General features: G+C 73.0%; 26 protein-coding genes and 1 tRNA gene. 13 read left to right on the forward strand and 14 right to left on the reverse strand.

Going from position 1 to position 26,701, the window contains the following annotated elements; all coding sequences use genetic code 11:
- Nucleotides 1–50 precede the first annotated feature (50 nt).
- From D7193_RS21680 to D7193_RS21690, 3 genes are all read left to right on the forward strand, one after another.
- Nucleotides 51–617, forward strand: coding sequence for a hypothetical protein (locus D7193_RS21680; RefSeq protein WP_120781292.1), 567 nt, complete (start codon nt 51–53; stop codon nt 615–617).
- Nucleotides 618–730: 113 nt separating this feature from the next.
- Nucleotides 731–1,219, forward strand: a complete 489-nt coding sequence (locus D7193_RS21685) for a hypothetical protein (protein WP_377456158.1) — start codon at nt 731–733, stop codon at nt 1,217–1,219.
- A gap of 166 nt (nt 1,220–1,385) precedes the next feature.
- The gene (locus tag D7193_RS21690; RefSeq protein ID WP_120781294.1) at nt 1,386–1,937 is read left to right on the forward strand and encodes a DUF5872 domain-containing protein; all 552 of its coding nucleotides are present in this window, start codon (nt 1,386–1,388) and stop codon (nt 1,935–1,937) included.
- Between the two features lie 71 nt (nt 1,938–2,008).
- Here D7193_RS21690 and D7193_RS21695 read toward each other — a convergent pair.
- Nucleotides 2,009–2,095 (reverse strand) — tRNA-Ser (locus D7193_RS21695).
- A gap of 75 nt (nt 2,096–2,170) precedes the next feature.
- Here D7193_RS21695 and deoD point away from each other — a divergent pair.
- The 3 genes from deoD to D7193_RS21710 all read left to right on the forward strand — a co-directional run bounded on the left by deoD (nt 2,171) and on the right by D7193_RS21710 (nt 4,095).
- Nucleotides 2,171–2,878: a purine-nucleoside phosphorylase gene (gene deoD, locus D7193_RS21700; protein ID WP_120781295.1), complete on the forward strand. Its 708-nt coding sequence runs from the start codon at nt 2,171–2,173 to the stop codon at nt 2,876–2,878.
- Nucleotides 2,879–2,995: 117 nt separating this feature from the next.
- The gene (locus D7193_RS21705) at nt 2,996–3,634 is read left to right on the forward strand and encodes a TetR/AcrR family transcriptional regulator (RefSeq protein ID WP_120781296.1); all 639 of its coding nucleotides are present in this window, start codon (nt 2,996–2,998) and stop codon (nt 3,632–3,634) included.
- Nucleotides 3,631–4,095: an acyl-CoA thioesterase gene (locus D7193_RS21710; protein WP_120781297.1), complete on the forward strand. Its 465-nt coding sequence runs from the start codon at nt 3,631–3,633 to the stop codon at nt 4,093–4,095. The genes D7193_RS21705 and D7193_RS21710 overlap by 4 nt, the downstream gene beginning before the upstream one ends.
- Nucleotides 4,096–4,233: 138 nt before the next feature.
- Here D7193_RS21710 and D7193_RS21715 read toward each other — a convergent pair whose 3' ends face one another.
- Genes D7193_RS21715 through D7193_RS21730 form a run of 4 tightly spaced genes read right to left on the reverse strand, consistent with a single transcriptional unit; the run spans nt 4,234 to nt 7,767 of the window.
- Nucleotides 4,234–5,469 carry an ABC transporter permease gene (locus tag D7193_RS21715; RefSeq protein WP_120781298.1) on the reverse strand — a complete coding sequence of 412 codons (1,236 nt, stop codon included), beginning with the start codon at nt 5,467–5,469 and terminating at the stop codon, nt 4,234–4,236.
- Nucleotides 5,466–6,167 (reverse strand): ABC transporter ATP-binding protein, encoded by a 702-nt coding sequence (locus D7193_RS21720; protein WP_120781299.1) that lies wholly within the window; start codon nt 6,165–6,167, stop codon nt 5,466–5,468. Before D7193_RS21720 ends, D7193_RS21715 begins: the two co-directional genes overlap by 4 nt.
- Nucleotides 6,164–7,246: a peptidoglycan-binding protein gene (locus D7193_RS21725; RefSeq protein ID WP_120781300.1), complete on the reverse strand. Its 1,083-nt coding sequence runs from the start codon at nt 7,244–7,246 to the stop codon at nt 6,164–6,166. Before D7193_RS21725 ends, D7193_RS21720 begins: the two co-directional genes overlap by 4 nt.
- Nucleotides 7,243–7,767, reverse strand: a complete 525-nt coding sequence (locus tag D7193_RS21730; RefSeq protein WP_174242691.1) for a hypothetical protein — start codon at nt 7,765–7,767, stop codon at nt 7,243–7,245. The genes D7193_RS21725 and D7193_RS21730 overlap by 4 nt, the downstream gene beginning before the upstream one ends.
- A gap of 128 nt (nt 7,768–7,895) precedes the next feature.
- Here D7193_RS21730 and D7193_RS21735 point away from each other — a divergent pair, with 128 nt between their 5' ends.
- Together D7193_RS21735 and D7193_RS21740 are read left to right on the forward strand one after the other, a co-directional pair.
- Complete coding sequence (locus tag D7193_RS21735; protein WP_174242692.1) at nt 7,896–8,552, forward strand: response regulator transcription factor; 657 nt, start codon at nt 7,896–7,898, stop codon at nt 8,550–8,552.
- Nucleotides 8,549–9,706: a sensor histidine kinase gene (locus D7193_RS21740; protein WP_120781302.1), complete on the forward strand. Its 1,158-nt coding sequence runs from the start codon at nt 8,549–8,551 to the stop codon at nt 9,704–9,706. Before D7193_RS21735 ends, D7193_RS21740 begins: the two co-directional genes overlap by 4 nt.
- 65 nt (nt 9,707–9,771) lie before the next feature.
- Here D7193_RS21740 and D7193_RS21745 read toward each other — a convergent pair whose 3' ends face one another.
- The 4 genes from D7193_RS21745 to D7193_RS21755 form a co-directional block, all read right to left on the reverse strand.
- Nucleotides 9,772–10,230 (reverse strand): nucleoside deaminase, encoded by a 459-nt coding sequence (locus D7193_RS21745; protein WP_174242706.1) that lies wholly within the window; start codon nt 10,228–10,230, stop codon nt 9,772–9,774.
- 184 nt (nt 10,231–10,414) lie between these two features.
- Nucleotides 10,415–10,942 carry a tRNA adenosine deaminase-associated protein gene (locus D7193_RS21750; protein ID WP_120781304.1) on the reverse strand — a complete coding sequence of 176 codons (528 nt, stop codon included), beginning with the start codon at nt 10,940–10,942 and terminating at the stop codon, nt 10,415–10,417.
- 123 nt (nt 10,943–11,065) lie between these two features.
- A complete protein-coding gene (locus D7193_RS33755) occupies nt 11,066–11,233 on the reverse strand; it encodes a hypothetical protein (RefSeq protein ID WP_174242693.1) in 168 nt (55 codons plus the stop codon).
- A 76-nt stretch (nt 11,234–11,309) separates the two neighbouring features.
- Nucleotides 11,310–11,702: a hypothetical protein gene (locus tag D7193_RS21755; protein ID WP_377456114.1), complete on the reverse strand. Its 393-nt coding sequence runs from the start codon at nt 11,700–11,702 to the stop codon at nt 11,310–11,312.
- A 60-nt stretch (nt 11,703–11,762) separates the two neighbouring features.
- Between D7193_RS21755 and D7193_RS21760 the strand changes: the two genes are divergently transcribed.
- Entirely contained in the window at nt 11,763–12,506 is a 744-nt protein-coding gene (locus D7193_RS21760) for a M23 family metallopeptidase (RefSeq protein WP_120781305.1), read from the forward strand.
- Nucleotides 12,507–12,535: 29 nt separating this feature from the next.
- Entirely contained in the window at nt 12,536–13,606 is a 1,071-nt protein-coding gene (locus D7193_RS21765) for a PHP domain-containing protein (protein WP_120781306.1), read from the forward strand.
- Here the strand turns inward: D7193_RS21765 and D7193_RS21770 are convergent.
- Complete coding sequence (locus D7193_RS21770; protein WP_174242694.1) at nt 13,603–14,580, reverse strand: DMT family transporter; 978 nt, start codon at nt 14,578–14,580, stop codon at nt 13,603–13,605. The genes D7193_RS21765 and D7193_RS21770 overlap by 4 nt on opposite strands.
- A 170-nt stretch (nt 14,581–14,750) precedes the next feature.
- Between D7193_RS21770 and D7193_RS21775 the strand changes: the two genes are divergently transcribed.
- The gene (locus tag D7193_RS21775) at nt 14,751–16,421 is read left to right on the forward strand and encodes a DUF885 domain-containing protein (RefSeq protein WP_120781308.1); all 1,671 of its coding nucleotides are present in this window, start codon (nt 14,751–14,753) and stop codon (nt 16,419–16,421) included.
- A gap of 90 nt (nt 16,422–16,511) precedes the next feature.
- Here the strand turns inward: D7193_RS21775 and D7193_RS21780 are convergent, their stop codons facing one another.
- A complete protein-coding gene (locus D7193_RS21780) occupies nt 16,512–18,164 on the reverse strand; it encodes a DUF6114 domain-containing protein (RefSeq protein WP_120781309.1) in 1,653 nt (550 codons plus the stop codon).
- 142 nt (nt 18,165–18,306) lie between these two features.
- Complete coding sequence (locus tag D7193_RS21785; RefSeq protein WP_120781310.1) at nt 18,307–18,921, reverse strand: DUF6230 family protein; 615 nt, start codon at nt 18,919–18,921, stop codon at nt 18,307–18,309.
- Between the two features lie 385 nt (nt 18,922–19,306).
- Here D7193_RS21785 and D7193_RS21790 point away from each other — a divergent pair, with 385 nt between their 5' ends.
- Entirely contained in the window at nt 19,307–20,050 is a 744-nt protein-coding gene (locus tag D7193_RS21790) for a class I SAM-dependent methyltransferase (RefSeq protein ID WP_206611932.1), read from the forward strand.
- A 63-nt stretch (nt 20,051–20,113) separates the two neighbouring features.
- On the opposite strand, the gene pgfA is transcribed toward D7193_RS21790, so the two are convergent.
- Entirely contained in the window at nt 20,114–21,211 is a 1,098-nt protein-coding gene (gene pgfA / locus D7193_RS21795; protein ID WP_158674832.1) for a cell envelope lipid trafficking protein PgfA, read from the reverse strand.
- A 138-nt stretch (nt 21,212–21,349) separates the two neighbouring features.
- Between pgfA and D7193_RS21800 the strand changes: the two genes are divergently transcribed.
- Nucleotides 21,350–22,546, forward strand: coding sequence for an acyltransferase family protein (locus D7193_RS21800; protein ID WP_120781313.1), 1,197 nt, complete (start codon nt 21,350–21,352; stop codon nt 22,544–22,546).
- Here D7193_RS21800 and D7193_RS21805 read toward each other — a convergent pair.
- The gene (locus D7193_RS21805) at nt 22,438–26,637 is read right to left on the reverse strand and encodes an alpha-(1->3)-arabinofuranosyltransferase (RefSeq protein WP_147434427.1); all 4,200 of its coding nucleotides are present in this window, start codon (nt 26,635–26,637) and stop codon (nt 22,438–22,440) included. The two genes, D7193_RS21800 and D7193_RS21805, sit on opposite strands and share 109 nt — an antisense overlap.
- Nucleotides 26,638–26,701 lie beyond the last annotated feature (64 nt).

The following is a 26,701-nucleotide window of genomic DNA, read 5'->3' on the forward strand; positions in this document are numbered from 1 at the left end:
GGATATCCACAGGCCGTCGTACACATGTTCTATCCACAGGCTGTGGACCGATGAGTTACCAGCTCAGCGCGGTGATCGCGGACGCCGAGCTGTTGCGTGAGCACACCGTCGACCTGGACCACGCGGTGCTCGGCGAGCTGCGGCAGGACTACGCCCTGCTGCCGGTCACCCCCCAGTTGGTGGAGGAGCTGACCGGCGAGCTGCCGGACTATTCGACGGCGGTCCGCGACGACCGGCACCCGTTCCACCTGGTCCTCTCCCCGGCCCTCACGGAGACGCTGGCCCGCTGGTCGCATCGGGGTCCCGTGGCGTACGTGGAGGCGGAGTTCTCCGGTGGCCTCGGGTACCAGTCGGCGGCGGTCTGGCTCGGCGGCGCGCTGCGCTGGGGCCCGCGGGTCGACACCGCGTTCGACCGCCCGCGGGCGGGGTGGCCGATCAACGCCGCCCTCGTGGAGCTGGGCGTCGAGCCGGGGCCGTGGATCGACGCGTTCGCGGAGCTGGGGCTGCACCTGGAGCGGAACACCGCGGGTTGGCTGGCCCACGGGCGGCGGCGCCTGAGCGTCGACTACTGGGACGAGCTGGCCGACGAGTGGGAAGACCGGCAATCGGACGACTAGGACGAATACGGCCGAATTTGCACACGCCGGCCAGCAACCTTGACGCCTCCGGTCCGTTAGGGACCCCGGGGGAATCCATGAAATTGCGACAATTTGCCTTTATCGCGGGGCTGCTGACGGCTGCCGTCATCTCGGGCAGCCCGCCCGCCGGCGACGACCGTCCACAGAGGCCCGTGCCGGCCGGCGAGGTGATCGGCCTGAACGGCCTGCGCAACGTCGAGTTCGGCGACACCGAGGACGAGCTGACCCGGCGCGGCATCCTGCGTACCGATGTGGTCGCCTGCGGTCCGACCCTGGCCGGGCACGAGCTGGCCAGCCCGGTCTTCGTCGGCGACCGTCTGGTGCTGCTGTGGGCCGGTGACCCGATGCGGACGGCCGAGGGGATCACGTCCGGTACGCCGGTGGCCGAGGTCCGGGCCCGGTACCCGTCCGCGACACCGCTGCACGCGCCCCGCGGGACCTACCGCCTCGACGGGTTGCTGGCCAGACAGGGCGACCGCGCGTACCTGTTCCTCCATGATGGACGCCAGGTGCGGAAGGTCATCGCGGGCTACGCGGAGTGGGCCCGGCGGCTCTTCGAGGAGGGCGCCGGGCCGTGCTGACGTGACGGGGCCGCGTGGCGGCCGTTCCTCTGGTTCGACGCGGGAAGGCCGGGTGGAGGCGTCCCGAGCGCGACCCCGAGCGCGGCGCGCGCGGCCGGCCGGCGGGCAGGGCGTTCAGCGCTCCCCAGGAAGGCATGCGGCAGGGTCCGCCGGGTAACCGCCGGGCATGGCGCGGTACACGAAGCCCGAGCTCCGGGAGCAGCTCAAGGAAGAGATCAAGGCTTCCGACAAGGGCGGCCGGCCGGGACAGTGGTCGGCACGCAAGTCGCAGCGGCTCACCCGGGAGTACGAGAAGCGCGGCGGCGGCTACCAGGGCCCGAAGGACGAGCGGCAGAAGTCCCTGCAGCGCTGGGGCGGCGAGAAGTGGCAGACCCGGGAGGGTGGCACCCGAGCGCGACACGGGGACGAGACCAGCCGATACCTGCCCAAACAGGCCTGGGAGCAACTCTCCGACGAGCAGCAGCGCGCCACCGACGTCAAGAAACGGAAGGCGTCGCGGACCGGCGCCCAGCGGGTAGGCAACACCGGGCCGGCCCGGCGCGCGCGCAGGAGCGCCACGTCGGTCGGGCGGCTGTCGGAGTTGACCGTCGCCGAGGCGGCGAAGCTCGTCCGGGGCCTCGACACGGGCCAGCTCAGGACGGCCCTGCAGCGGGAACGGGCCGGCAAGGCGCGCAAGACGCTCCTCCAGCGGATGGAGTCGGAGCTGGCGCGGCGCTGAGCGACGGTAGGACTCAGCAAAGCGGAAACGCCCGGCCGATCATCACGGATCGACCGGGCGTTTTTCGCGAGCGGTGGCGGCGGGATTTGAACCCGCGGAGGGCGTAAACCCTCACACGCTTTCGAGGCGTGCTCCTTAGGCCACTCGGACACACCACCGCCGAGTAGGGTACAGGACCCGGTGTTCCGATGCCGAACCGGTACGGCCCGGCGGCGCCTGGCAGGATCTTTGCCATGAGTACGCACATCGGCGCGAAGCCGGGAGAGATCGCCGAGCGGGTCCTGATGCCGGGCGACCCGCTGCGGGCCAAGTGGATCGCGGAGACCTACCTCGAGGGCGCGGAGTGCTACTCGACCGTCCGCGGCATGCTGGGCTTCACCGGTCGCTGGAAGGGGGTCGACGTCTCCGTCCAGGGCTCCGGCATGGGCATGCCGTCCGCCTCGATCTACGCCCACGAGCTGGTCAACGAGTACGGCGTGAAGACGCTGATCCGGGTGGGCTCCTGCGGCGCCCTGCGGGAGGACCTGCAGCTGCGGGACGTGATCGCGGCGATCGGTTCGTCCACCGACTCGAACATGAACCGGATGCGCTTCGACGGGCTGATCGACTACGCCCCGGTGGCCGACTTCGGGCTGCTGCGCACGGCCGTGGAGGTGGCCGAGCGGCAGGGCGTCACCATGCACGTCGGCCCGATCCTGGCCGCGGACGCCTTCTACACCGACCGCCCGGACCTGTACGACACCCTGGCCGACTACGGCGTGCTGGCCGTGGAGATGGAGTCGGCGGCGCTCTACACGATCGCCGCGCGGTTCAAGGCGCGGGCGCTGACCGTGCTGACCGTGAGCGACCACATCAAGACCGGCGAGAAGACCACGTCGGCGGAGCGCGAGCAGACCTTCAGCCAGATGGTGGAGATCGCGCTCGACACGATCATCGCCTGAGCCTTCGTACCGTCGCCGCCCCGCCGTCCGTCCGGACGGCGGGGCGGCCTCATGTCGTGACGGTGCTCACTCCCTAAAACAATACGACCGGTCGTGCTAATTGAGTACGGTGTCCGCATGACCGTCGACGGACGACTCGCCCGTGGCGAACGCACCCGCACCGCGGCCCTCGACGCCGCCGTGGTGCTCGCCACCGAGGCCGGCCTGCACGGGCTCAGCCTCGCGCAGCTCGCCGACACGCTCGGGGTGAGCAAGTCGGGGCTGTTCGCCCACTGGCGGTCGAAGGAGGCGCTCCAGCTCGCCGCGATCGACCGTGCCGTCGAGCAGTGGCAGGAGCGGATCGTGGCGCCGGCGCTGCGCGCGCCGCGGGGCGTACGCCGGCTCCGGGCGCTGCACGACGCCCGGATCGACTTCTACGCCGCCCGGGTGCTCCCCGGCGGCTGCTTCTTCGCCAACACGCAGTTCGAGTACAACGCCCGGCCGGGCCCGGTCCGGGACCGCCTCGCCGCGGCGTTCGCCGACTGGACCACGTTCCTCGAGACGCTCGTCCGGCAGGCCGTCGACGTCGGCGACCTGCCCGCCGGCCTGGACGTCGCGCAACTGGCGTACGAGATCGACGCCCTCGGGATGAGCGCCGCCATGCACTCGCGGCTGCTCGACCCCGACGCGGCCTACCGGCACGCCCGCCAGGGCCTGCTGGACCGTCTCCGGGCGCTGTGCCCCGACCCGACCCTGCTACCGGAAGGCCGACCATGAGCCACGCCCTCGCCGACCAGCCCGCCGCCGCGTTCGGTCACGTCGAGCACGTCACCGTGCACTTCGACGACCTCGACGCGATGGGCATCCTGCACAACGCCCGGTACGCGGTGCTGCTCGAACGCGCGCTGAGCCCGTACTGGGCGGAGCGTGGGCTCGGCTTCCGGGGGGCGGCCAGCCCGCCCGACCTGTTCCACGCGGTCCGCGAGTTCACCATCACCTACCGAACGCCGATCGCCACCACAGGCCCGGTGGCCGTGCACTTCTGGCTCGACCACTTCGGCACCACGAGCGCCACGTACGGCTTCGAGTTCCGCTCCCTGGACGGCGGCACGGTGTTCGCCGAGGGCCGGCGTTCGATCGTCCGCCTCGACCCGGCCACGCTGCGGCCGGCGCCGTGGAGCGAGGCCGCCCGGGCGGTCGCCGCCACCCTGCTGCGCCCGGCCGCGGCCACCGCCTGAGAGCCACCACCCTGCTGCGCCCGGCCGCCGCCCCCGCCTGAGAGCCGCCACCCCGCCTGAGAGCCGCCGCCCCCGCCTGAGCGCGGCCGGGTGCGTCCGCCCATGCGACGACGGACGCACCCGGACCGGACCGCCGCGTCAGGCCAGCGCCTCGGTGGGGGCGAGCCGGGCGGCCCGCACCGCCGGGTAGAGACCCGCGAAGCCGCCGATCACCAGGGTGGCCAGCACCCCACCGGCCATAGCCCAGGCCGGCACGACCGTGGGCCACTGGCGCCAGAACGCATAGCCGGCGGTGACCAGGATGCCGAGCAGCACCCCGCCGGCCCCGCCGAGCGCGGAGAGCAGCAGCGACTCGGCCAGGAACTGGACGCGCACCTGCCCCCGGGTGGCGCCCAGCGACCGCCGTAGCCCGATCTCGGCCCGCCGCTCCAGCACTGAGATGACCATCGTGTTGGCCACCCCGACGCCGCCGACCAGCAGCGCCACCGCGCCGAGCCCGAGCAGCAGCCCGGTGAACGCCTCGTCGCTGGCCGCCGCCGCGGCGAGCGCGTCCGACGGCCGGGAGACCTGCACCTCGTTGGGCGCCTCCGGGTTGGCGGTCGCGCCGAGCACCGCGCGGACCGCCTCCACCGACGCCTCCCGGGAGCGCGTGTAGACGGTGGTCGGGTGGCCGTCGAAGCCCAGGTACGCCTCGGCGGCCGGCCAGCCGACCAGCGCCGAACTGTCCAGCTCCGGCGCGAGCGGGGCCGGGTCGAGAATGCCGACCACGGTGAACCAGCGCCCGCCCAGGTACACCTGCCGGTCCGGCCCGGCCGCGCCGAGCCCGAGCCGGCGGGCCGCCGCGTCGCCGAGCACCACGGCCGGATACCGCTCGGTGGCCCCGTTGAGCCAGGTGCCGCTGCGTACGGTGGCGCCGACCGTGTCGAGCAGCCCCAGCTGGGCCGCGCGGGTGGCGATGCCACCGGTCTCGCCGGACGGGATGCGGTCGGTGCGGTAGACCGGGGAGTTCGGCACCTGGCCGGTGGCGGACACGGCGGTCACCGGCGCGATCCGACCGATCATCGTCACGGATTCCACCGGCAGCCGGGCCCGGTCACCGAAGAGCGTGTTCCCGGGCGCGACGGTCAGCAGGTTGGTGCCGAGCCGGTCCAGCGTCCGGTCGAGGTCGGCGCGGGACGACGACGAGATGCCCACGACCGCGACCATCGCCGCGATGCCGATCGCGATGCCCAGCGCGGAGAGGAACGCGCGCAGCGGCCGCGTACGCAGGCCCACGCCACCGACCCGGAACACGTCGGCCGGGCCCAGCCGGGCCGGCGCCAGGCGGGGCCGGGCGTCGGTGGCCACCGGCCGCGGACGGAGGTCGGTCGTCATCCGCGCACCCCCTCGACGACCGGCGCCGCCGGGTCGGCCACCACCCGGCCGTCGCGCATCCGCACCTGGCGGGGCAGCCCGTCGGCGATCTCCCGATCGTGGGTGATCACGACGACCGTGGTCCCGGCCCGGTGCAGGTCGCGCAGCAGCGCGAGCACCGCCGCACCGGCCACCGAGTCGAGGTTGCCCGTCGGCTCGTCGGCCAGCAGCACCGCCGGTTCCCCGACCACCGCCCGGGCCACGGCGACCCGCTGGCGCTCGCCGCCGGAGAGTTCGTGCGGCCGGTGCGTCAACCGGTGGCCCAGGCCGACGCGGTCCAGCGCGGCCTCCGCGCGCCGCCGCCGCTCCCGCCGGGGTACGCCGGCGTAGAGCAGCCCGTCGGCCACGTTGTCGAGCACCGGCGTGCCGGCGGCAAGGTGGAACTGCTGGAAGACGAAGCCGATCCGGCGGGCGCGCAGCGCGGAGAGCTGCCGGTCCGGCAGGGTCGCCACGTCGTACCCGTCGATCCGGACGCGGCCGGCGGACGGCCGGTCCAGGGTGCCGATCAGGTGCAGCATGGTCGACTTGCCCGAGCCGGACGGCCCGACGATCGCCACCAGCTCGCCGTACGCGATGCGCAGCGAGACCTCGCGCAGCGCGGCCACCCCGCCCGCGTACGTGCGGCTCACCCCTTCCAGCACCACGGCGTCGCCGGTCATGCCGGCATCCCCACCGTCATGCCCTCGGCGACGTCCGCGCCGCTGACCTCGACCCGCCCGGCGGCGAAGAGGCCGGTGGTCACGGCGACGACCCGGCTCCGGCCGCCGTCGACGACCTCCAGCCCGTACCCGCCCTCGGCGAGCGCGAGCAGGGCGGCCACCGGCACGGTGAGCACGTCCGGTCGCTCGGCCGCGGTGAAGGTGACCTCCACGCTCGCCCGGTCGTACCCGGTGAGCTTCGCCGGGTCGGCCACCGACACGGTGACCTCGATCTTCGTCTCGGCCTCGGCGGACTGCCCCGCGGCGCCACCGGAACCGGCCTCGACAACGGTCTCCGCGGACGCCACGGTGCCGTCGACGGACGCGCCGTCGGGCAGCTCGACGCCGACGGCGGCGCCCTTCTTCGCGAGCGGCTGGTCGTCCACGTCCAGCTCGACGGTCACCAGCCGGCTGGTGCCGGTGTACGCGAGCACGGCCTGGCCGGGCTGCGCCGCGTCCCCGACCTCCGCCTGGAGGCTCTCGATCCGCACGGCGTCCTCGGCGTAGACGATCCGGCCCGGCTCGACCCGGCCGGTCTCGGGCAGGCCGAGGTCCTCCTGCCAGTCGCGGACCGCGTCCGCGGTGCTGCCCGTGTACTCGTCGTCGACCGTGAACCCGGTGTGGCCGAGCGCCCGCAGGTTCCGCTCGAACTGCGCGACGTCGGCCCCTTCCGCGCCCGGCTCCAGAACCCGGTACGCCGGCAGTGTGCCGTAGAGCAGCACCACGGGGTCGTTGTCCACCCCGTACAGCCGGCCGCCCCGCTTCACCACGGCGCCCGTCTCGGGCAAGGCGGTGATCGTGCCGGTGAGCCGGGCGGTGGCGGTACGCGTGCTCCCGTACCCCAGCTCACCGTCGGCGGTCTGCGTGTCGGTCAGCGTCTGCCGGGTGACGGTGGCCGTGGCCGGCGGGGTGGAGCCGGTGGCGGCCGTACCCCGGTCGGTGCCGCCGAAGCCCACGGCGGCCACGACGCCGGCGGCGGCCGCCACCAGGACGGCGGCGCTCAGCGCGACGGCGCGGAACCGGACGCGGCGACCGCTCACCGGGTCGCCTCGGCGATCTTCGGCGCGTACTGTCGGCACTTCTCCATGGCGGCCTTCACCTTCGGGTCCTTGATGTTCACCTGGTCGAGCCGCAGTTGGATCCCGCCGTCGGGTTGCGGGTCGGGGAACTCGGGCACGCCGTTCTCCCGCATGCACGCGGCGAGCTTGCGCAGCCGCTCGACCTGCTCCGGGTCGAGCTTGAGCTTCTCGCCGCCGTTGGGCAGGTACTGGCGGCAGGTCCCCATGGCGGCCTCCACCTTCGCCGGGTCGGTCTTCCCGTCGAACCGGAACACCCGGTCGCCGCCCGGCTCCGGGTCCGGCACGTCGACGCCGTTGTCCCGCATGCACTCGGTGAACTTCAACCGCCGCTCGTCGTCGCTGAGCTGGGCCGCGGGGCTGGCGGACGCGGGTTGCGCCCCACCACCGCCCGCGGTCGCCACCGCCGGCTCCTCGCCCGACCCCCCGCACGCGGGGAGGGTCAGGGCGAGCAGCAGCGGCAGCGCGAACAGTCCTCGTCGCACGGCACGCTCCCTCTCCCGGCCCGGCCGGTCGCCGGGCGTCCCGGTCAGTCCACGACAGAGGGCGTATCCGGGGCGTAACCGCCGACGTTTACGGCGGCGTTACGCGGGCGCGCGGCACTATGGGTCCGGTGAGGGTCCTGGTGGTGGAGGACGAGAGCCTGCTGGCCGACAGCATCGCGGAGTGGCTGCGGCGCGAGGCGTTCGCGGTGGACGTCGCGTACGACGGCGACGCGGCCCTGGAACGGCTCGGCGTCAACGACTACGACGTGGTCGTCCTCGACCGCGACCTGCCGGTGGTCCACGGCGACGACGTGTGCCGCGCGATCGTGGACGGCGGCACGGAGACGCGGGTGCTGATGCTCACCGCCGCGGCGGCCGTACGCGAGCGGGTCGCCGGTCTGGCGCTCGGCGCCGACGACTACCTGACCAAGCCGTTCGCGCTGGTCGAGCTGTCCGCCCGGGTGCACGCGTTGAGCCGCCGGACCCGGCGGGCCGCGCCGCCCACGCTGGCCCGCGCCGGCATCGTCCTCGACCCGGCACGGCGCGAGGTGCACCGGGACGGCCGGTACGTGCCGCTGTCCCGCAAGGAGTTCGCCGTGCTGGTCGAGCTGATGCGCGCCGACGGCGCGGTGGTCTCGGCCGAGGAGCTGCTGGAACGCGCCTGGGACGAGCACATCGACCCGTTCACCAACGTGGTCCGGGTGACCGTCATGAAGCTGCGCCGCAAGCTGGGTGAACCGCAGGTGGTCGAGACCCTGCCCGGTGTGGGATACCGGATACCGTGAAGCGCCTTTCCCTCCGCGCCCGGCTCACCATGATCTACGGCGGCCTCTTCCTGGTCGCTGGGCTGGTCCTGCTGGGCGTCACGTACGTGCTGGTCGAGCAGCGGGTGCAGCCGTTCGGGTTGGCGCTGCGGGATGTCAAACCGGTGGTCCAGGGGATCGACGGGAAGATCACCGGTGACCAGGCCGAGCAACTGCGCCTCATCGTGAGCAAGGCCCAGGACGAGGCGCGCGACCAGATGCTCGACTCGCTGCTCACCCAGGGCGGCGTCGCGTTGGGGCTGGTCTCGGTGGTGGCCATCGGGTTCGGCTGGCTTGTCGCGGGGCGCGCGCTGCAACCTCTGCACCAGATCACCGGCACCGCCCGGCGGATCGCGGGCGCCGACGTGGCCGGCCGCGGCCTGCACGAACGGATCTCACTCTCCGGCCCCGGGGACGAGGTACGCGAGCTGGCCGACACGTTCGACGAGATGCTGGGACGGCTGGACCGGTCCTTCGACGGGCAGCGCCGGTTCGTGGCGAACGCCTCGCACGAGCTGCGTACGCCGCTCGCGTTGAACCGGTCCCTCATCGAGCTGGCGGTCAGCCGGCCGGGCGCCTCGGACGACGTACGCCGGCTGGGCGAGTCCCTGCTGGCCGTGAACGAGCGGCACGAGCGGCTGATCGACGGCCTGCTGACCCTGGCCGACTCGGAGAACGAGCTGACCGCCCGGTCGCGGATCGACCTGGCCGACGTGGCCGACCACGTGCTCGACCAGGCCGTCGGCGAGGGTGGGCGGGCGGTGACCCGCGAGCTGGCGCCAGCCGAGGTGGTCGGCGACCCGGTCCTGCTGGAACGGCTCACCACGAACCTCGTGGAGAACGCGCTGCGGCACAACGTCGCGACGGGCGGCTGGGTCGGGGTCGGCACCGCGGTGCGGGACGGCCGGGCCACGCTGACCGTGAGCAACACGGGCCCGGTGGTGCCGGCCTACGACGTGGAGACCATCTTCGAGCCGTTCCGCCGGCTGTCCGGCGAGCGGATCGGCGGGGGCCGGGGGTTCGGCCTCGGGCTGTCGATCGTCCGGGCGGTGGCCCGGGCGCACGGCGGCACGGTGACGGCCCAGCCGCGCGAGGGCGGCGGGCTGGTGGTCACCGTGAGCCTGCCACTCGCCTGAATCGGCGCCCCGCGATCGCACGGCGGTCGGCCGTGCCCCCCGGGCGCCCGGGCCACCCGGCTCGCTCAGCGGAAGAACGCGCGGAGCAGGGCGGCGCTCTCGTTCTCCAGCACCCCGGAGTACACCTCCGGCCGGTGGTTGAGCCGCCGGTCCCGCAGCACGTCCCAGAGCGAACCGACGGCGCCGGTCTTCGGCTCCCACGCGCCGAACACCACGGTCGAGACCCGGGCCAGCGCGAGCGCGCCCGCGCACATCGTGCACGGTTCGAGGGTGACCACGAGCGTGCAGCCGTCCAGGCGCCACCGGCCCAGCCGCTCGGCGGCCCGCCGTAGGGCCAGCACCTCGGCGTGCGCGGTCGGGTCGCCGGTCAGCTCCCGCTCGTTGCGGCCGGTCGCCAGCTCGGCGCCGTCCGGCCCGTAGACCACGGCGCCGACCGGAACGTCGTCGACGGTCGTGCCGCCGGCCTCGTCGGCCACCCCGGCACCGGCCGGGCCGGTCACGGCCACCTCCAGCGCCCGGCGCATCCACAGCTCGTGCCGCTGGCGGCGGCCCAGGTCACCCGGGTCGGCCAACCCCTCGTCCGCGCCCGGGCCGACCCGCCCGATGCGGCCGGGCGTCGGCTGCCCGGGGCGTACGGTCTCGAACGCCGGGTCGGTGGCGTCGGCCGGCTCACCGCCGGACGGCAGGAGCGGATCGCCGCCCGCCGGCTCAGACCTCACGCAGCTCCTCGACCTCGTCGGCGCACCCGAGCATCAGGCAGACCTCGGCGGTGACGTCCGCCGGCAGCATCCCCTCCTGGGCGCAGAGGTCGAGCAGCTTCTGTGCCGGGATGCCCAGGTCGGCCAGGATGTCGGCGTCACCGACCGGGTCGGCCTCGGGGTCGACCGCGGGCTGCTCGGATTCCTCGTCGCCGCCGGCCGCCGGCCGGGGCTCCTCCACGTCGTCCAGGCCGGTGACCGACGTCTTCAGGTCACCGACCAGCAACGCGCCCAGCCGGGACTCCTCGGCGTACGCGGAGTCGGATCCGAAGATGCGCAGATCCTCACCCTCGTCCAGCCGCAGGATCACGAGGTACGTGTCCTCGGCCTCGACGAAGAGCAGCGACAGGTCGGCGTCCTGGTCGACGTCCCTCAGCCGGTCGGCGACCTCGTCGATGTCGGTGACCCCCCGCAGGTTCACCTCGGCGGCCGTCCAGCCGCCGTCATCGCGCACCACGGCCGCAGCGAAGTACGACACGGTCCCCCCAATTGCCTCGGCACAGCACGCCGACTCGTTACGCGTGCACGTTAGCCGGTCGGGTCGGCAGGCGACCGGTCAACGCCCCGAAGGGCCGGTCATTCCTGGCAAAGTCGTCGTCACTCAGCCGGCGATGCGCCGCCTCGTGGCGATCAGCTGCCGCAGTCGCTCGGTGCGCAGCCGCTGCGGCCGCTCCCGTTGCCGTACCGCCCGGGCGCCGGCCAACTCGGCGAGGAGTTGCAGGCGACGGCGGCTACGGTCGGGGTCGAGCCGCGGAGTGGTCCAGGCCATACCGCCGAGGGTGCCCAGTCGCCACGCCCACGTCAAGCCGGGATTCGCAGCGCAGTGGACCCGCCACGGCACGCAGTCACCAGAGCGGCCAGTCGGCGCTGGTCGCCCAGCGCACCGCCAGGACCGCAGCCGCGACACTCCACCCGCCGCCGGTGACGATCGCGATCCCGGTGGCCACCCCGCGGTCGCCGTGGCGGACCAGCAGCAGGGCCGTGAGCCAGGCGAGCAGACCGGCCACCACCGTCCACCACACGTAGCTCGCCACGTCCGTGCCGAGCAGCCCGAACAGCAGCAGCCAGCCGAAGGCCGCGCCGCCGCCCGCGGCGACGCCCGCGGCGGTGACCGGGTGCGGTTCCCGGTACGTGGGCCTCGTCGGTGGTCCGGCGGGGAAGAGCCCCGAGGGGGTACGCGGCGCCGGCCGGTACACGGCACCCGGGTCGTACGGGAAGGTCTGCTGCCCCGTCGTCACCGTCGCCTCCCCTCGCCCGGACCGCTCGTCCCACCGTACCGACTCTGCCAGGATGACCGGATGCCCTCGCCGACGATGCGACGCCGCGCGTACCCGCTCGTCCTGCCCCTGCTCGCCACGGCGCTCGCCGCGGGCTGCGCGTCCACGCGGCCCGGCGTGCCGCCGGACGGCGCGTGGGCGACCCCGTCCGGTGCGGTGGCCACCGCCGACCAGCCGGCACCGACCTCCGCCGCGCCGACCGCGTCCGCTCCGGGCACCGCCGCCACTGAATCGGCCGCCCCGCGTGCCGACCTGCGGCGCGTCTTCCCGGTCCGGGCCAGCAACGTCGCCTACCACCCCACGCACTCCGGCTACCCGGCGACGGACATCTTCGCCGACTGCGGCGAGCCGGTCGTGGCGGTCACCGACGGCACGATCCTCGAGGTGAGCCGGGTGGACCGGTTCGACAAGCGGGGACCACTCGGACCGGACAACGGCGGGCTGTCGGTGTCGTTGCTCGGCGACGACGGGGTCCGCTACTACGGCTCGCACCTCAGCGCGATCGCCCGGGGCGTGGACGCCGGCGTCCGGGTCCGCGCCGGCGACGCGCTCGGGAAGGTGGGGAAGACGGGCAACGCGAACAACGTCTGCCACCTCCACTTCGGCATCTCGCCGCCCTGCGCCGGCCACGACGGCTGGTGGATCCGACGGGGTGTCATCTGGCCGGCGCGCTACCTGGACTCGTGGCGCAAGGGCGGCAACCGCGCGCCGGTCGACGAGGTCGGTGCCTGGCAGCGGCGGCACGGCTGCCCGAAGGCTCCCTGAGTGGCGCCCCGGCGACTAGGTTCGGTGGGATGAAGGCCCGGGACCCCATCGCCGACCTGAGGCGGATCGCGTTCCTGCTGGAGCGGGCGAACGAGGCGACCTACCGGGTGCGGGCGTTCCGCTCCGCGGCGAAGGCGCTCTCCGCACTGCCGGCCGCGGAGCTGACCGAGCGGGCGTCCGCCGGCACGCTCACCGAGCTGGCCGGTGTGGGTGACGTGACGGCCCGGTGCGTGGCGGAGTCGCTCGCCGGCGAGGAACCGGTCTACCTGCGCCGGCTCGTCGCCACCGAGGGCAGTGACCTGGACGCCGAGGCGACCGCGCTGCGGACGGCGCTGCGCGGCGACTGCCACACCCACTCGGACTGGTCCGACGGCGGGTCGCCCATCGAGGAGATGGCGCTGGCCGCCGTCGAGCTGGGGCACGAGTACCTGGTGCTGACCGACCACTCGCCCCGGTTGACGGTGGCCCGGGGTCTCACCGCCGCCCGCCTGCGCCGTCAGCTCGACCACGTCGAGCAGGTGAACGCGGCGCTGCCCGAGGGGTTCCGGATCCTCACCGGGATCGAGGTGGACATCCTCGCCGACGGTTCGCTCGACCAGGACGAGGAGCTGCTGGCCCGGCTCGACGTGGTGGTCGGCTCGGTGCACAGCGGTCTGAACGACGAGCGGGCGAAGATGACCCGCCGCATGCTGGCCGCCATCGCCAACCCCCACCTCGACATCCTCGGCCACTGCACCGGCCGGATGGTGTCGTCGCGCCCGATCGGCATCACGGGGCCGGGTGACCGCGGCCACCGCGCCCGTACGCGCAAGGAGAGCGACTTCGACGCGGACGCCGTCTTCGCGGCCTGCGCCGAGCACGACGTCGCCGTCGAGATCAACTCGCGGCCGGAGCGGCAGGACCCGCCGAAGCGGCTGATCCGCCGCGCCCTGGAGGCGGGCTGCCGGTTCGCCATCAACACCGACGCCCACGCCCCCGGCCAGCTGGACTGGCAGCGGTTCGGCTGCGAGCGGGCGGCCCTCTGCGGCGTCCCCGCCGACCGCGTGGTCAACACGTGGTCGGCGGAGGACCTGGTCGACTGGACCCGCAAGCGGTCCTAGCGCGTGGCCGGTTCCGCGGCGGGCACGGCCGGTGCCGCGACGTCGACCACGGCCGGGCGTCGCCGGCCGATCAGGCCCTGCGAGACGGCGACGCCGACCAGGACAATCAGCGCGCCGACCGGCTGGTGCCAGTTCAGCCGCTCGTCGAGCACCAGGGCGCCGATGAGCACCGCGAAGACCGGGATCAGGTAGGTCACGGTGGACGCCGTGCTGGCCCCGATGATCCGGATGTTGCGCATGTTGATGACGAAGGCGAGGCCGGTGCCGAGCGCGCCGAGCGCCAGCACGCTGGCCAGCACCCGGGGCGACAGGTCGGTCGGCACCGGGGGCGCGCCGGCCACCAGCGGGGCGACGATGGCGAGCTGCACCGTGGCGATCAGCAGTTGCGCGGCGGAGAGGGACACGCCGGAGTGCTTGCTGCCCGCCACGAACCGCTTCTGGTACGGAATGCCCACCCCGTAGCAGGCGGCGGCCCCGAAGCACAGCAGCTGGCCGGTGAAGTGGGACCCGCCGACGCCCTCCCAGACACCGAGCACCACGAGCACGCCGGCGAAGCCGAGCGCGAGCCCGACCGCGCTGCGCCGGGTGAGCCGCTCGGTGCGGAAGACCAGCACCGCGAGCGGCAGCACGATCAGCGGGGTGGTGGCGTTCCAGATGCCCGCCAGCATCGACTCGACCCGCTGCTCGCCGTAGCCGAAGAGCGTGAACGGGACGGCCACGCCGAGCGCGGCGACCACCGTGAGGTGGGCCCAGACGCGGGGCTCGCGGGGCAGCCGGTCACGCAGCACGGCGAGCACCACAAGCAGCGTCAGCGCGCCGGCGGCCACGCGGTAGAGCGTGAGCTGGAGGGGATGCAGCTCCTCGACGCCGATCTTGATGAACAGGAAGCTGGAGCCCCAGATCGCGGCCAGCGCCAGGAAACCGGGCAGCCAGCTGCGGAGCCCCGGTCGGTCAGGAGTGAAGTGGCCTGTCACCCCTGACACTCTGCCGGAGGCGTACGACAAAGTCCCGCGACTTTCGGACCCGGTGTCCGACGCCACAGAAACCGCCTGGATTGGTAGGGCGTCGACCAGTCCGCCGACCTGCTGCCCTGACCTGCAAACGCGGTCGACACCGGCCCGGCCAGGTCACGTAATGTCGCCACGTGGGACGAATCGACGAACTCGCGAACCGCTACGTGGCCGAGTGGGCGCCGTTGAGCCCGACCGGTGCCACCTACGTCGGCATCGCCGGCTATGACGACACACTCGACGACCTGTCGCCCGACGGCTACGCGGCCCGGGCCGACCTGACCCGCCGCACGCTGGCCGACCTCGACGTGACCGAGCCGGAGACCGAGGCGGAACGGACCGCCAAGGAGGCCATGCAGGAGCGGCTCGGCCTCGACCTCGCGCGCTACGACGCCGGCGAGACGACCAGCGAGGTCAACGTGATCGCCAGCGGCCTGCACGAGATCCGGATGGTCTTCGACCTCATGCCGACCGAGGGCGAGGACGCGCGGGCCAACATCGCGGCCCGGCTGAACGGCTTCGCGGCCGCCCTGGAGGGCTACAAGACGACGCTGCGCGAGGCGGCAGCCGCCGGGCACATCAGCTCGAAGGTGCAGCTGACCGAGGTGGCCAAGCAGTGCGACATCTGGGTCGACCCGAACGGCGACAACTTCTTCCACGGGCTGGTCGAGCGGCTCGGCGCGGACGGCAGCGTCGGCGCCGAGCTGCGCCGGGGCGCGGCGGCGGCCACCGCCGCGACCGCCGAGTTCGGCCAGTTCCTCCGCAGCGAACTCGCGCCGCGGGGGCGGGACCGGCAGGCCGCCGGCCGGGAGCGCTACGAGCTGGCGTCGCAGTACTTCCTCGGCGCCAAGGTCGACCTGGACGAGACGTACGCCTGGGGCTTCGCGGAGCTGGCCCGCCTGGAGAGCGAGATGCGGGCGGTGGCCGCGCGTATCTCGGGACCGGGCGCCACCGTGGACGAAGCCGTCGCGGCGCTGGACGCCGACCCGGCGCGGACCATCCAGGGCAAGGAGGCGTTCCGCGACTGGATGCAGGCGCTCGCCGACAAGGCCATCAGCGAACTGCACGGCACGCACTTCGACATCCCCGAGCAGGTACGCCGGATCGAGTGCTGCCTCGCGCCGACCAGCGACGGCGCCATCTACTACACGGGGCCCAGCGAGGACTTCTCCCGACCGGGCCGGATGTGGTGGGCGGTGCCGCAGGGCATCACCGACTTCTCCACCTGGCGTGAAGTGACCACCGTCTACCACGAGGGCGTGCCGGGTCACCACCTCCAGGTCGCGCAGACCGCCGTCCGGGCCGACCTGCTCAACCGCTGGCAGCGGCTGCTCTGCTGGGTCTCCGGGCACGGCGAGGGCTGGGCGCTCTACTCCGAGCGCCTGATGGACGAGCTGGGCTACCTGGAGGATCCGGGCGACAAGCTCGGCATGCTCGACGCGCAGGCCATGCGGGCGGCCCGGGTGATCGTCGACATCGGCATGCACCTGGAGCTGGAGATCCCCCGGGACAACCCGTTCGGCTTCCACCCCGGCGAGCGCTGGACGCCGGAGCTGGGCTGGGAGTTCATGCGCGCGCACTGCCGGGTGCCGGACGAGAACCTCCGCTTCGAGCTGAACCGCTACCTCGGCTGGCCGGGGCAGGCGCCGTCGTACAAGGTGGGCGAGCGAATCTGGCTCCAGGCGCGGGACGAGGCGAAGGCCCGCAAGGGCGCCGACTTCGACCTCAAGGAGTTCCACCGGCAGGCGCTCGACCTGGGCGCGCTCGGGCTGGACCCGCTCCGCCGGGCCCTCGCCCGCCTCTGACCGGGCCGTCCGCGGTGGCGGTCACACGCCCTTCCGGGAGCCGGCGGTACGACGAGTCCGCCGGCTCCCGCCGTCGTGCCGGAGCCCCGGTCAGCCGAGGGACAGCTTCAACTCGGGGCGGGCCGTCAGGGTGTCCGTGGTGATGTACGCGAGGTCGATCACCGGGTCGGTGAACGTGATCGCCACCGGCAACGTGACCGGGATGCCGTCCGGGAAGGGCAGGTCGGGGGTCAGCGTGACCTTGATGCCGAGGAGCCGGCCGACGAACCGCGTGGTGTAGAAGGCGACGTCGCCCTGCACCGTCAGCCGGTCGGTCGCGTAGAGCTGGTTGAGCCCCTGCGGCCCGTCCGCCCGCAGCAGGAAGTCCTCGGTGACCGCCTTCCGCATGCTGAACTTGAGCACCTTCAGGCTGCCGCCCTCCGTGGGCAGGTCCGTGACCCCCTCGAACCGCAGGGCGGTCATGGTGACCGAGGTCCCGGTCAGCTTCGAGGGCGTGCGTGCCACCTTCGGCTGGTCGGGATCGGCGGCGATCCGCGGCAGCGGCTTACCCGGCTCGATCGGGCCGGGCCGGGCCGGCGCCGGTTCCGTGGCGGTGGCGTCGGGGCAGTCGGCGGAGCCGGGTCGGCCGACGGCTGCGCTCGTGGTCGGCGCCGCCGTCGTCGGCTCGCTGCTGGGTTGGGCGGTCGCGGTGGGCGTCGGTGTAGGCGACGCGTCGCGCCCGCTCCGGCGGCCTCCGGTGAGCAGGTCGCCGATCCCCTCCAGGATGTCGGTGATGATGTTGCCGTCCGACGTCCGCTCCGGCTCGGGGGTCGGGCTGGCCGTCGGTGTCGCCGCTGGCGCGCTCCGGCTCGGTGCCGGGGACGGCTTCGCCGGCTTCGACCGGGTGGGACACGGCGAGGCGGCGGGGCGTACGGGCTGCATGGGGGCGGCCTGCACGGGCGCCGGCCGGACGGCGACCAGCGCGGTGGCGCAGAGGCCCAGCACGAGCAGCGCGACCGCGAAGAAGCGAGGGTCGGCGGCGCCGCCGGGTGGGTCGGAGAACGTGCTCGTTGTCGGCGTACCGGGTTGGTCGGCCGCCGGGTACGCCTCGGCGTTCCGCGGCCGCGGCGCGGAGGGCCCGGGATAGGGCGGGGGCGGCGCGGCCGTCGCCGGGGTGCCCACCGGGGCTGGGGAGTCCGTACCGCCGGAGGTCTCGGGTGCGGTCGGAGGAACCGTGTCGGGAGCGGCGTCCCGGAGACCGGCAACCGGCTCGGCGGGGGATGCTCCGGCCGGCGTCGCCTCGGTCGAGGCCGCTTCGGCGTCGTCCGCCTCCCTGGTGGGCGATGCGGTGGGCGATCCGGTGGGCGATGCGGTGGGCGACGCGGTCGCCGACGTCCAGGCGAAGGCGAGGGCGCTGCCCAGGATGCCGAGGAGCATGCCGAGGAAGAAGCCGCCGAGGTTGAGCCCCATCAGCGAGTAGACCGACGTGACCGCGGCGACGACGGAGTAGAACGGCCGCTGCGCCGGCGTGAGCCAGAGCAGCAGCCCGCACGTCACCAGGATGATGGGGATCAGCAACGCCGACAGCCCCGTCGCGCCGCTCTGGAAACTCAGGCCGTTGACCGTCATCCGGGTCGAGGCGAACATCTCGACCCCGGCGAGGGCGATGAGCAGCCCGCCCCAGAAGGGCCGGCTCCGCCGCCACCGGCGGAAGCTCCGCCAGACGCGGGCCGGGCCGGCGGTTGAGACGTTGGCGCTTGTCACGTGACTCCTCCTGGCGGGCGAGCATCGAGGGGATCGGCAGCCCTCCCGCGATCTTGCACTTTCGGCCCCGAGTTCGCGGCCTTCGCCCCGTTATGTCGGGGCACAAAGTGCAAGATCGCGGGGAGGTGGACTGGCGCCCAGCTCAGAAGCACTCCTTGCCCTTCGCGTCGTCGCCCACGTTCACCTTGAGCCTCAGCCCGGTGAGGTTGAAGGTGGCCGCCGTGGTGTACCGCGACGTCTGGCGCAGGCCGGTGATGGTGACGTGGTCCGAGTTCTGGCCGAACGAGCCGGCCTGGGCCGTCGGGTTCAGGTCGCTCGCGTCCCGGCCGATCCTGATGTTCGTGAACGTCGCATTGCCCTGGAGGTCGTCCATCGCGATGAACAGATCCTTGGCGCGGGCCGGCTCCTTACCCTCACCCGCGTTGATGGTGAGGACCACCGGCAGGCCGGGCAGGTCGGCACGGACGGACTGGCAGAGCTTGTACAACTCGGCACTGCTGATCTCGGAGATCGCCACCGGATGGACCTTGCCGTCCTTGCCCTTCTCCCGGACGATGCCGCCGTACTGCTTGAAGCCGTCACCCTCCAGCCGCTCGGCACCGATCTTGAACGTCTGTCCGGACACGGTGATGTCGGACGCGATCGCCCCGGTGGACATCCCGAAAAGGATGACGCCGGCAGCGGCCGTCGCGGGCACCATCATCGCGGCGAACCGCCGCCACCGGGTACGACCCGGGTTGTCAGACCGTTCCTGCACGGGTTCCTCCTCAGGTGGTACGCACGGGTGGCCGGCCCCGACATGGCGGCCCCGCACCGGAGCCGCCGTCTATTACCGGCGGGTAACGAACGTGCATGATGGTGCACCCGGTGAGGTGCGGCTCACAACCCCCCGATTACCAGCTGGTAACTATGGGTCGACGACCGGAGATCGCCGAGTCACCGAGCGTCGACAGTCCCGAATGGACGAGCGGCATCTTCCGCCATCAAAGCCGACATAAGCGCCAGCACCAACCACGTCCAGTAACCGTTACATCGACAGGTCACAATACGATAACGGGCCGGTACCGCCGCCGTCCGGCCGGGTACGCATCGTCGCTGTTCGGCCCTCCACCCGGCGCCACCGCGCCGCTATGCTCTGCCGCGTGGCGCTGATCGACTACTACGGACCGGACGGCTGGGGCAGCCAGTCGCCCCCGCTGCGGCAGCGCCAGCACATCGCCACCGAGCTGATCTCGCGCACGCTGACCGCGCGTCCGGAGCAGCCCGCCGCCGTACTCGACGTCGGGTGCGGCGACGGCAGCTTCCTGGCGCACCTCGCGTCCACCGTCGCGCGCCCGGACGTCCGCTGGATCGGGGTCGACTACTCGGAGCACCAGCTCGCCCGCGCGGCCGAGCTTCCGTACGAGTTCCACCGCTGCGACCTCGGTGAGGGCATCCCGCTGCCGGACGTCTCGGTCGACGTCGTGCACGCCGGCGAGGTGGTGGAGCACCTGTACGACCCGGATCGGCTCCTGGAAGAGTGCGCCCGGGTGCTCCGCCCCGGCGGCCACCTCGTCGTCACTACACCGAACCTGCACGCCTGGTACAACCGGGCGCTCTTTCTCGCCGGCATCCAGCCGATCTTCTACGAGACCTCCACCCGCTCGACCGAGGTCGGCGCCGGGCCGCTTCGTCGGCTCAAGAGCGACACGCGGCCGGTCGGGCACCTGCGCCTGTTCAACCGCACCGCGCTGATGGACCTGCTGCGCCGTGAAGGGTTCGAGCCACTCACGACGCGGGGCGCGGGCTTCCACGGCGTGCCGTCGGCCATGGCCTGGCTGGACGCGGCCATGTGCCGGCGACCGTCCCTCGCGTCGATTCTCGTGGTGCTGGCCGTCAAGCGCTGAACACACGACCGGTGGGCCCGGCGACCCGGACCCACCGGTCTCGTGCTGTCGACGCGTCGCTGGTCAGAGCGACGCCGGCCGTTCCGTGGTCGACCGCTGGTCCGGCACCGTCAGGTCGACCTGCGTCGCGTCCTCGGACTGCGCCGGCTCGCCCTCCTCGGTGGCCCGGTGGCTGCCGCCCCGTTCCTCCGTGACCGGGCCCTCCGGCGCGCGCCTGCCGCCGCGGATCGCCAGCCACACGCCCGCCGCGATGGCCAGCAGGCCGAGCACTCCGAGGACGATCGGGCCCCACAGACGCAGGAGCTGGATGGACCGGGCGTTCTCCGCGGCACGGTCGGCGCTCGCCTTCACCGTGGCCTCGTCGTAGCGGAAGTCCGCCGCCAGCAGCACGGTCGGGGAACCGACGTCCGGCACGAGTTCCTTGTGGGGCTGGTCGCGTACGTCCACGTAGGAACCGGTGACGGGCTCGACCCAGAAGCTACGGGTGTTGCTGTACATCAGCCGGGCGGTCGTGGCACCGGGAGCGAACCGCGCGAGCAGCACCTTCAGATTGGCCTCGGCCAGCGGGATCTGCTCCGCGGGAATGGTCTGTTCGAAGCGGTAGACCTCGAGGCCACGTACTTCGGTGACCTCCTTGAACTGCGCCGGCACCGCCCGGCGCAAATCGCGGTCGTAGACCGGATAGTCCTTCTTCTCGGTGTGGAAGGGGAACTTGTAGACCTGGCCGTCGTAGTTCGCCGGCTGCTCGGTTCCGTCTTCGAGCCAGGCGTCGTTCCACTTCGCAGCGGCTCCGCTACGACGGTCAATGGCGAGTTCGGTGCTGTACGCGTTGATCTGCTCGTTGTTGTCGGTCCGGGTGACGGTCTGGTACACGTCCCAGACGACCGCCTTGCCCTTCAGGTCACCGGTCATCTTTTCGTCGGTGGCCTTCGCCTGCGGAATGACCTCCACGGTCGACCGCAGGGCACCGCGCTCGACGTTCGCATTGCCGGCCTTGATCTGGAGGAACTCCGAGGTGGCGGACTCCGCCACCGACGTCGAGCGGTCGAGGTCGTACGGCAGTTGGCTCACCGCCGGCGCCAGGTAGAGCGGCATCCCGACGGCGGCGACGACCAGCAGGAAGCCAAGGCCAAACAGGGTGGCGCCGACAATCCTCTTCACTGCTCCTCCTCGAATGACAGGGCGGAAAGGCGCCAGCCAGCCATGTGCCCGAGACATCGACGTCCCGATGGACCCCGTCGCTGGCATGGCGGCACGTTACTCTCCAGTCACCTCTCTCCGCGACCCCCGGGAAGTCCGATGTTTCCTGCCGTTTCCGCCCCCTCACTTCCGCGGCTGCCGGCCCTTGACGGGGTACGCGTACTCGGCGCGATCGCGGTGATTGCCCAGCACGTCGGATTCATCACGGGCGTCACGACGCGGGAGAGCTGGGGTGGCTGGGTCGCGATGATGGACTTCGCGGTCGCGCTCTTCTTCGTGCTCTCCGGATTCCTGCTCTTTCGCCCGTGGGCACGTGCCGCCGCGACCGGCTCATCCACACCCGGCGCCCGGCGGTTCTACTGGAAGCGAGCGATACGCATCCTCCCGGCGTACTGGTTGGCGGTCATCGTCTGTCTCACGGTTCTTCCCGAGGGCGGTGTCGCGCCGACCGGTGACTGGCTGCGGCACGTCACGTTGACCCAGATCTACGAGCACGGCCAGATCCGGCGTGGGCTCGGTCAGACCTGGAGCCTGGCCACCGAGGTGGTCTTCTACCTGGTGCTGCCGCTCGCCGCGGCGGCGCTGACCGGGCGGCGCTGGCGTCCTGTCCGCACGGTGACTCTCGCGGGTGTGGGTCTGTTGATCACGGCCGGGTGGATCGCCGCAATGGGAACCGGTCTCCTGGACACGGGGCTGCACATCATGTGGTTCCCCTCGTACGCGGTGTGGTTCGCGGCGGGGATCGCCCTCGCCACCGTCCACGTCGCTCTCCGCACCTCGACGGCACCCCGCTCGTGGCACGTCTTCGACCAGTTGGGTTCGGCGCCGCTGGCCTGCTGGGGCATCGCGCTCGGCCTGCTCGCCGTGGCCAGCACGCCGGTGACCGGGCCGCGCGGCCTGGAGGCACCGACGGCCGGGCAGTTCGCGACGCAGCTCGGCCTCTACCTCGGCGTGGCGGTGATGATCATGATTCCGCTCGTGTTCGGTCCCGCGACGTTGGTGTCACTCGCTCTCGGCAGCGCGCCCGTGCGGTGGGTCGGCACGCTCTCGTACGGCATGTTCCTCTGGCATCCCCTCGTCCTCGACCTGATCTACCGCGTCGAAGGCCGCCCCTACTTCACCGGCGATCCCGTGCGGACCTACGCCCTCACCGTGGCCGGCGCGATCGCCTTCGCGGCGGTCAGCTACTACGTCGTCGAGCGACCGGTGCTGCGCTGGGGCACGGCAGCCGCTCGACGCCGTGCCGGCAGGATCGAGCACCAGAGGGCGATGGCGGCGGCCAGCGCCGCCAACTGAGGAGCCGCGGACGTGTGATGGAGAGGGTCCTCCAGCGAGACCCACCCCGCCACCCCGAAGGCGACGACCGGAAGGAGCCACACCACCCCCCGGCTCACCCGGCGCAGGATGCGGCGCTCGCTGCTGTGCAGACGAGGTTCGACCATCGCGGCGGCGACCATCAGCAGCGCTCCGACGGCGGCCAGCAGCACGGCCCAGAGCCCGCCGACGCCCAGCAGAGCCACCCCGCCGACCGCCGGCAACAGCCAGGCACGCCCGCGCCGCCGGGACACGACGGGTGCGGGCTTCGGTGGCCGGCGGGTCGGCAGCACCGCCAGGAGCAGGACGACTACGAGCAGCAGGCCGCCGGCCAGCAGCCCCACCCGGTACGCCCTGTCGGGCACGAAGCGCAGCACCACGTCGCCGCCGACACCCGCCGGCAGCAGCCAACCCTGCTGCCACCCGTCGACCACAAGGGGGGCGAGCTTCCGTCCCGCCACGGTTGCCTGCCAGCCGGGATTCTCGTTCTCCCGTACGGCGAGCACCGTGCCGCCCGGATTCGGGGCGACGTGCAGCCGCCGCTCCGTCGCCGACCAGTCGAGGACCCTCACCGGGCTCGGCGTCGCGATCGGACCGCTGGGCTCGGCCGGGTCGAGGGCGACCCTCGTCGGCGTCACAAGGTCGCTGGCATCGGCCACCACCCGCAGGTCACCGGCGGGCAGCGTCAGCCGCCCGGCTCCGCGCCCGCCACACACCGTCGCCCGCACCTCCCGTAGTTCCAGCAGGTCCCGCCGGGTCGCCGTCACGGCCGTCTTCACACGCTCGCCCCCGACGTCGAGTGTCGGCCCGCTGCCGCACCGGAGCGTCACCCGCTTGTCGAGATCCACGCCGACGGTGGGGTTCAGCGGCAGGACGGTCACCTCGCCGATACCGATCGGCAACCGCTCGGACCGGCCCTTGTACGGGTCGAAGCTCCTGGCCGACGTGGACGCGCGGAACAGGATCGTGATCTCGTCGGTGCGCAACGGCCGGTCGAACCGGAGCAGCCCGTCCTTGTCGACGGTGCCACTGCGCACACCACCGTCGCCGATGACCGTGACACGCCAGGGACGGGCCCGCGCGACCGACTCCGCCGACGACAGCCGCAGTCCACTGATCGTGCGGGTGGTGAGCCAGTTGAGTTTCAGCCAGGGGCTCGCGTCCTCCGCGGCGGGCAGCCACGCCGTGGCGGTGTCGCCGTCGAGAACGGCTCCCGGCCGCGCCACCGGGTCGGGCAGCCCGGTGGACGAGGCGGTGACCCGCGGTGCGAGCTTCAGCGGCCACGACAACGCCACCTCCCTGTCGAGCAGCGCGTTGAGCTGCGGGCCCACCTTCGGTCGGACCCAGATCGCCGGGGTGTACGACCCACCGGCCGGCAGGGGGACCGTACGGTCCAGCCGGCCACCGTCCTCCGAGGCGCGGCCCACACCGGCGCCGCAGCGCGGCACGTCGTCGAGGAAGTAGCAGGAGTCGACGGCGGGCGCCGCGGTGAGGACGACCGTTGCGGGTTGGTCGGTCTCCGGCCCCTGCGGCGTGACGAGCGTCCGCTCCGCCCGTACGCCGGGGATCTCCAGCTCCGCGATGCCGACGCGGCCCTGGCCGGACCGGATCGACAACGCCGACTCGATGGTGACCCTGAGCCGGCTGCTCGCGTGGATCCCGGGTAGCCGTACGGTCAGCGTCGGCTCGAACGAGTCGACCGTGACCCGCTCCACGCCGTTGCGCACCGTGACCCTGGTGGGGAGGGTGTCCGCCTCCGTGTCGAAGCGCAACCGCACCTGCGAGACCTTCGTGGGGCCGCTGAACTCGACCTCCAACCACTGGCGAGCGGCGGCGCTGGGTGCGGTCCGCCACGACGTCGCCGGGTCCCCGTCGATCGCGGCGTACGGCTGGTGGGCGGGCCGGGACCCGGTCAGCGGATGCGCCTGGGCCCAGGAACTGGACGCGGTGACGCCCTTGATGCCGCGGTAGCGCACCACCGTGGCGTACGCGTCCCCCCACGGCGGCAGGTAGTCGCGGGTGACACCACTCAGGAACGCCCGTTGGTCGGCTTCGGTGGTAGCCGACGCGTTGTCGTGCAGCAGTCCGAACGTCACCTCCCGACGTCGCAGGCCGTCGGTCAGCAGCACCGGGCCCATGGCGGCGCCCTGCGGCAGGTCACCGGCGAACACCGTGGGCGCCCCGCCGAGCCGGCCGGCGGCGGCGATGTCGAGCAGCGACTCCGGCCCGCCGACCACGGTCGACAGCGCGCTCGCGTCGTAGGCCACGACCGGCTGGACCACCCGCTGGACCTCGTACACCTCGAGGGCCCTCGTGGGCACGTCCAGGCCCTGGTCCCGGTAGGCCTGACTCCCGCCGAGCATCGGCCCGAACGCGGCGACCCGCCGGAGTCCCGGGGACCGGGCGAGTGCCTGCCGGACCTGCACGGGACGGGCGGCCCGGGACGCGCCGTAGTCCAGATCCGACCGGAGCAGGAGGTACCGCACGCCGGACCGGGCGAGCAGGTCGGCCAGCCCGTCCGAGCCGGCGCCACTTGCCACGACCGACTCGACGGCGTCGAGAAGCCGGATCGTCGCCGGAGGAGCCAGCGGGATCGAGTTGCGCACGACCCAGGAGCTCTTCAGCAACGGCTGGGTGATCTCGTCCGCCGGGCTGCCCCAGCGGTAGTCCGGGAAGCGTGCCCCGGGCACCACCAGCACCCGGTCGCGACCGAGGTTGGCGTCGAGCCACGCGCCGGCGTCCCGCCAGTAGCCGGGGACGCTCTCGAAGCTGCCCTTGATGGGCAGTTGGCCGGCGAGGGCGGGACTGGCCACCGCCGCGATGCCGACCAGCGCGACCGCCTTGACCACGAGCGCTCGCCGTCGCGTGGGGTGCCACCGGCGGCCCGTCGCCGAACCGGCACGGGAGAGCGCGCCGAGCAGGTGGGCGAGGCCGAGCACCAGCGGCACCCGGAGGACCACGTCGAACTTGTGGACGTTGCGCAACGGCGCGCCCGAGCGGTCCAGGAACGACCGTTGCCAGTCGGCGAAGAGGCCGTCGACGGCGGCGACGTGGCCGAGCCCGACCAGCGCCACGCCGACGAGGAGGCCCACGACGAGGAATCGCCGGTGCGGCATGCCCTTTCGGGCCAGCCCGGCCAGGCCCAGACCAGCGACGACGAGCGTGGCGACGATCAGCGCGCCGTCGGTCGCGAGCTGGGCGCCGGCCTCCCAGGAGCGGCCGTAGGCGAGCCAGTGCGACGCCCCGCGTACGGTCGTCACCAGGTCGGTCACCCGGGTGGTGACCGTGGCCGTCTCGATGTAGTCGAGGAACGGCGGACTGTACCGGCCGAGCACCAGCAGCGGCACCAACCACCAGGCCGTGGCCGCGCCGACGGCCAGGCCCCACGCGACGATCGCGACGAGGCGTCGCCGCAGCGGCTGGAGCGTCGCGAGCCAGAGCACCGCCAGGGGCACCACCGCGAGGACGGCCGTGGCGTTGACGCCACCGGCGCAGGCGACGGCCAGCGCGGAACGGGTGACCGCACGGCGCAGCGGAACGCCGCGGGCCAACCCGACCAGGGGCACGAGCACCCAGGGCGCGACCGCGCTGGGCCACGCCTCGACCGAGATCGGGCCGAGTTCGGTGACGATGCGCGGGGAGAGCGCGAAGGCGACGCCGGCGATGATGCGCGTGGCCGGGGTGCCGATGGCCAGCCGCTCCGCCAACAGGATGATCCCGGTGCAGGCCACGCACATGAGCAGCGCCCACCACAGGCGCTGCACGACCCACGCGGGCATCCCGAGCGCGTCGCCGGCCACGAAGAACGGACCCATCGGCCAGAGGTAGCCGTACGTCTGGTTCTGGAGCTGGCCGAACGACCCTCCTGGATTCCACACATGCAACGAGCGTTCGAGCCATCCGACCGGATTGACCGCGAGGTCGACCTTCGTGTCCATCACGATCTTGCCGGGTTCCTGCAGAAAAGCGAGCGCCGTGAGCGCGACGCAGACCGATGCGGCACGCAATCGCCACACGGCGGAGGAGACGCCCTCGGACACCTGCTCTCCCACCCGTTGCGTTGCCTTGCGCACTTCGCCTCTCCCGTCCCGCCGTCGACCGCCCCGTGCACGCCGAACTGACGCACGTCAACCCATT

The organism is Micromonospora costi (genome assembly GCF_003626655.1).
In the GTDB taxonomy this organism is placed as follows: domain Bacteria; phylum Actinomycetota; class Actinomycetes; order Mycobacteriales; family Micromonosporaceae; genus Micromonospora; species Micromonospora costi.

Bases quoted from the DNA above. Each gene is read 5' to 3' on its own strand.
- D7193_RS21690 (WP_120781294.1), top strand. From the start codon at position 1,386: ATGGCGCGGTACACGAAGCCCGAGCTCCGGGAGCAGCTCAAGGAAGAG.
- D7193_RS21745 (WP_174242706.1), bottom strand. From the start codon at position 10,230: ATGCGCCGGGCGCTGGAGGTGGCCGTGACCGGCCCGGCCGGTGCCGGG.
- D7193_RS21720 (WP_120781299.1), bottom strand. From the start codon at position 6,167: ATGACCGGCGACGCCGTGGTGCTGGAAGGGGTGAGCCGCACGTACGCG.
- D7193_RS21710 (WP_120781297.1), top strand. From the start codon at position 3,631: ATGAGCCACGCCCTCGCCGACCAGCCCGCCGCCGCGTTCGGTCACGTC.
- D7193_RS33755 (WP_174242693.1), bottom strand. From the start codon at position 11,233: ATGGCCTGGACCACTCCGCGGCTCGACCCCGACCGTAGCCGCCGTCGC.
- D7193_RS21760 (WP_120781305.1), top strand. From the start codon at position 11,763: ATGCCCTCGCCGACGATGCGACGCCGCGCGTACCCGCTCGTCCTGCCC.
- deoD (WP_120781295.1), top strand. From the start codon at position 2,171: ATGAGTACGCACATCGGCGCGAAGCCGGGAGAGATCGCCGAGCGGGTC.
- D7193_RS21800 (WP_120781313.1), top strand. From the start codon at position 21,350: ATGTTTCCTGCCGTTTCCGCCCCCTCACTTCCGCGGCTGCCGGCCCTT.
- D7193_RS21680 (WP_120781292.1), top strand. From the start codon at position 51: ATGAGTTACCAGCTCAGCGCGGTGATCGCGGACGCCGAGCTGTTGCGT.
- D7193_RS21715 (WP_120781298.1), bottom strand. From the start codon at position 5,469: ATGACGACCGACCTCCGTCCGCGGCCGGTGGCCACCGACGCCCGGCCC.
- D7193_RS21765 (WP_120781306.1), top strand. From the start codon at position 12,536: ATGAAGGCCCGGGACCCCATCGCCGACCTGAGGCGGATCGCGTTCCTG.
- D7193_RS21705 (WP_120781296.1), top strand. From the start codon at position 2,996: ATGACCGTCGACGGACGACTCGCCCGTGGCGAACGCACCCGCACCGCG.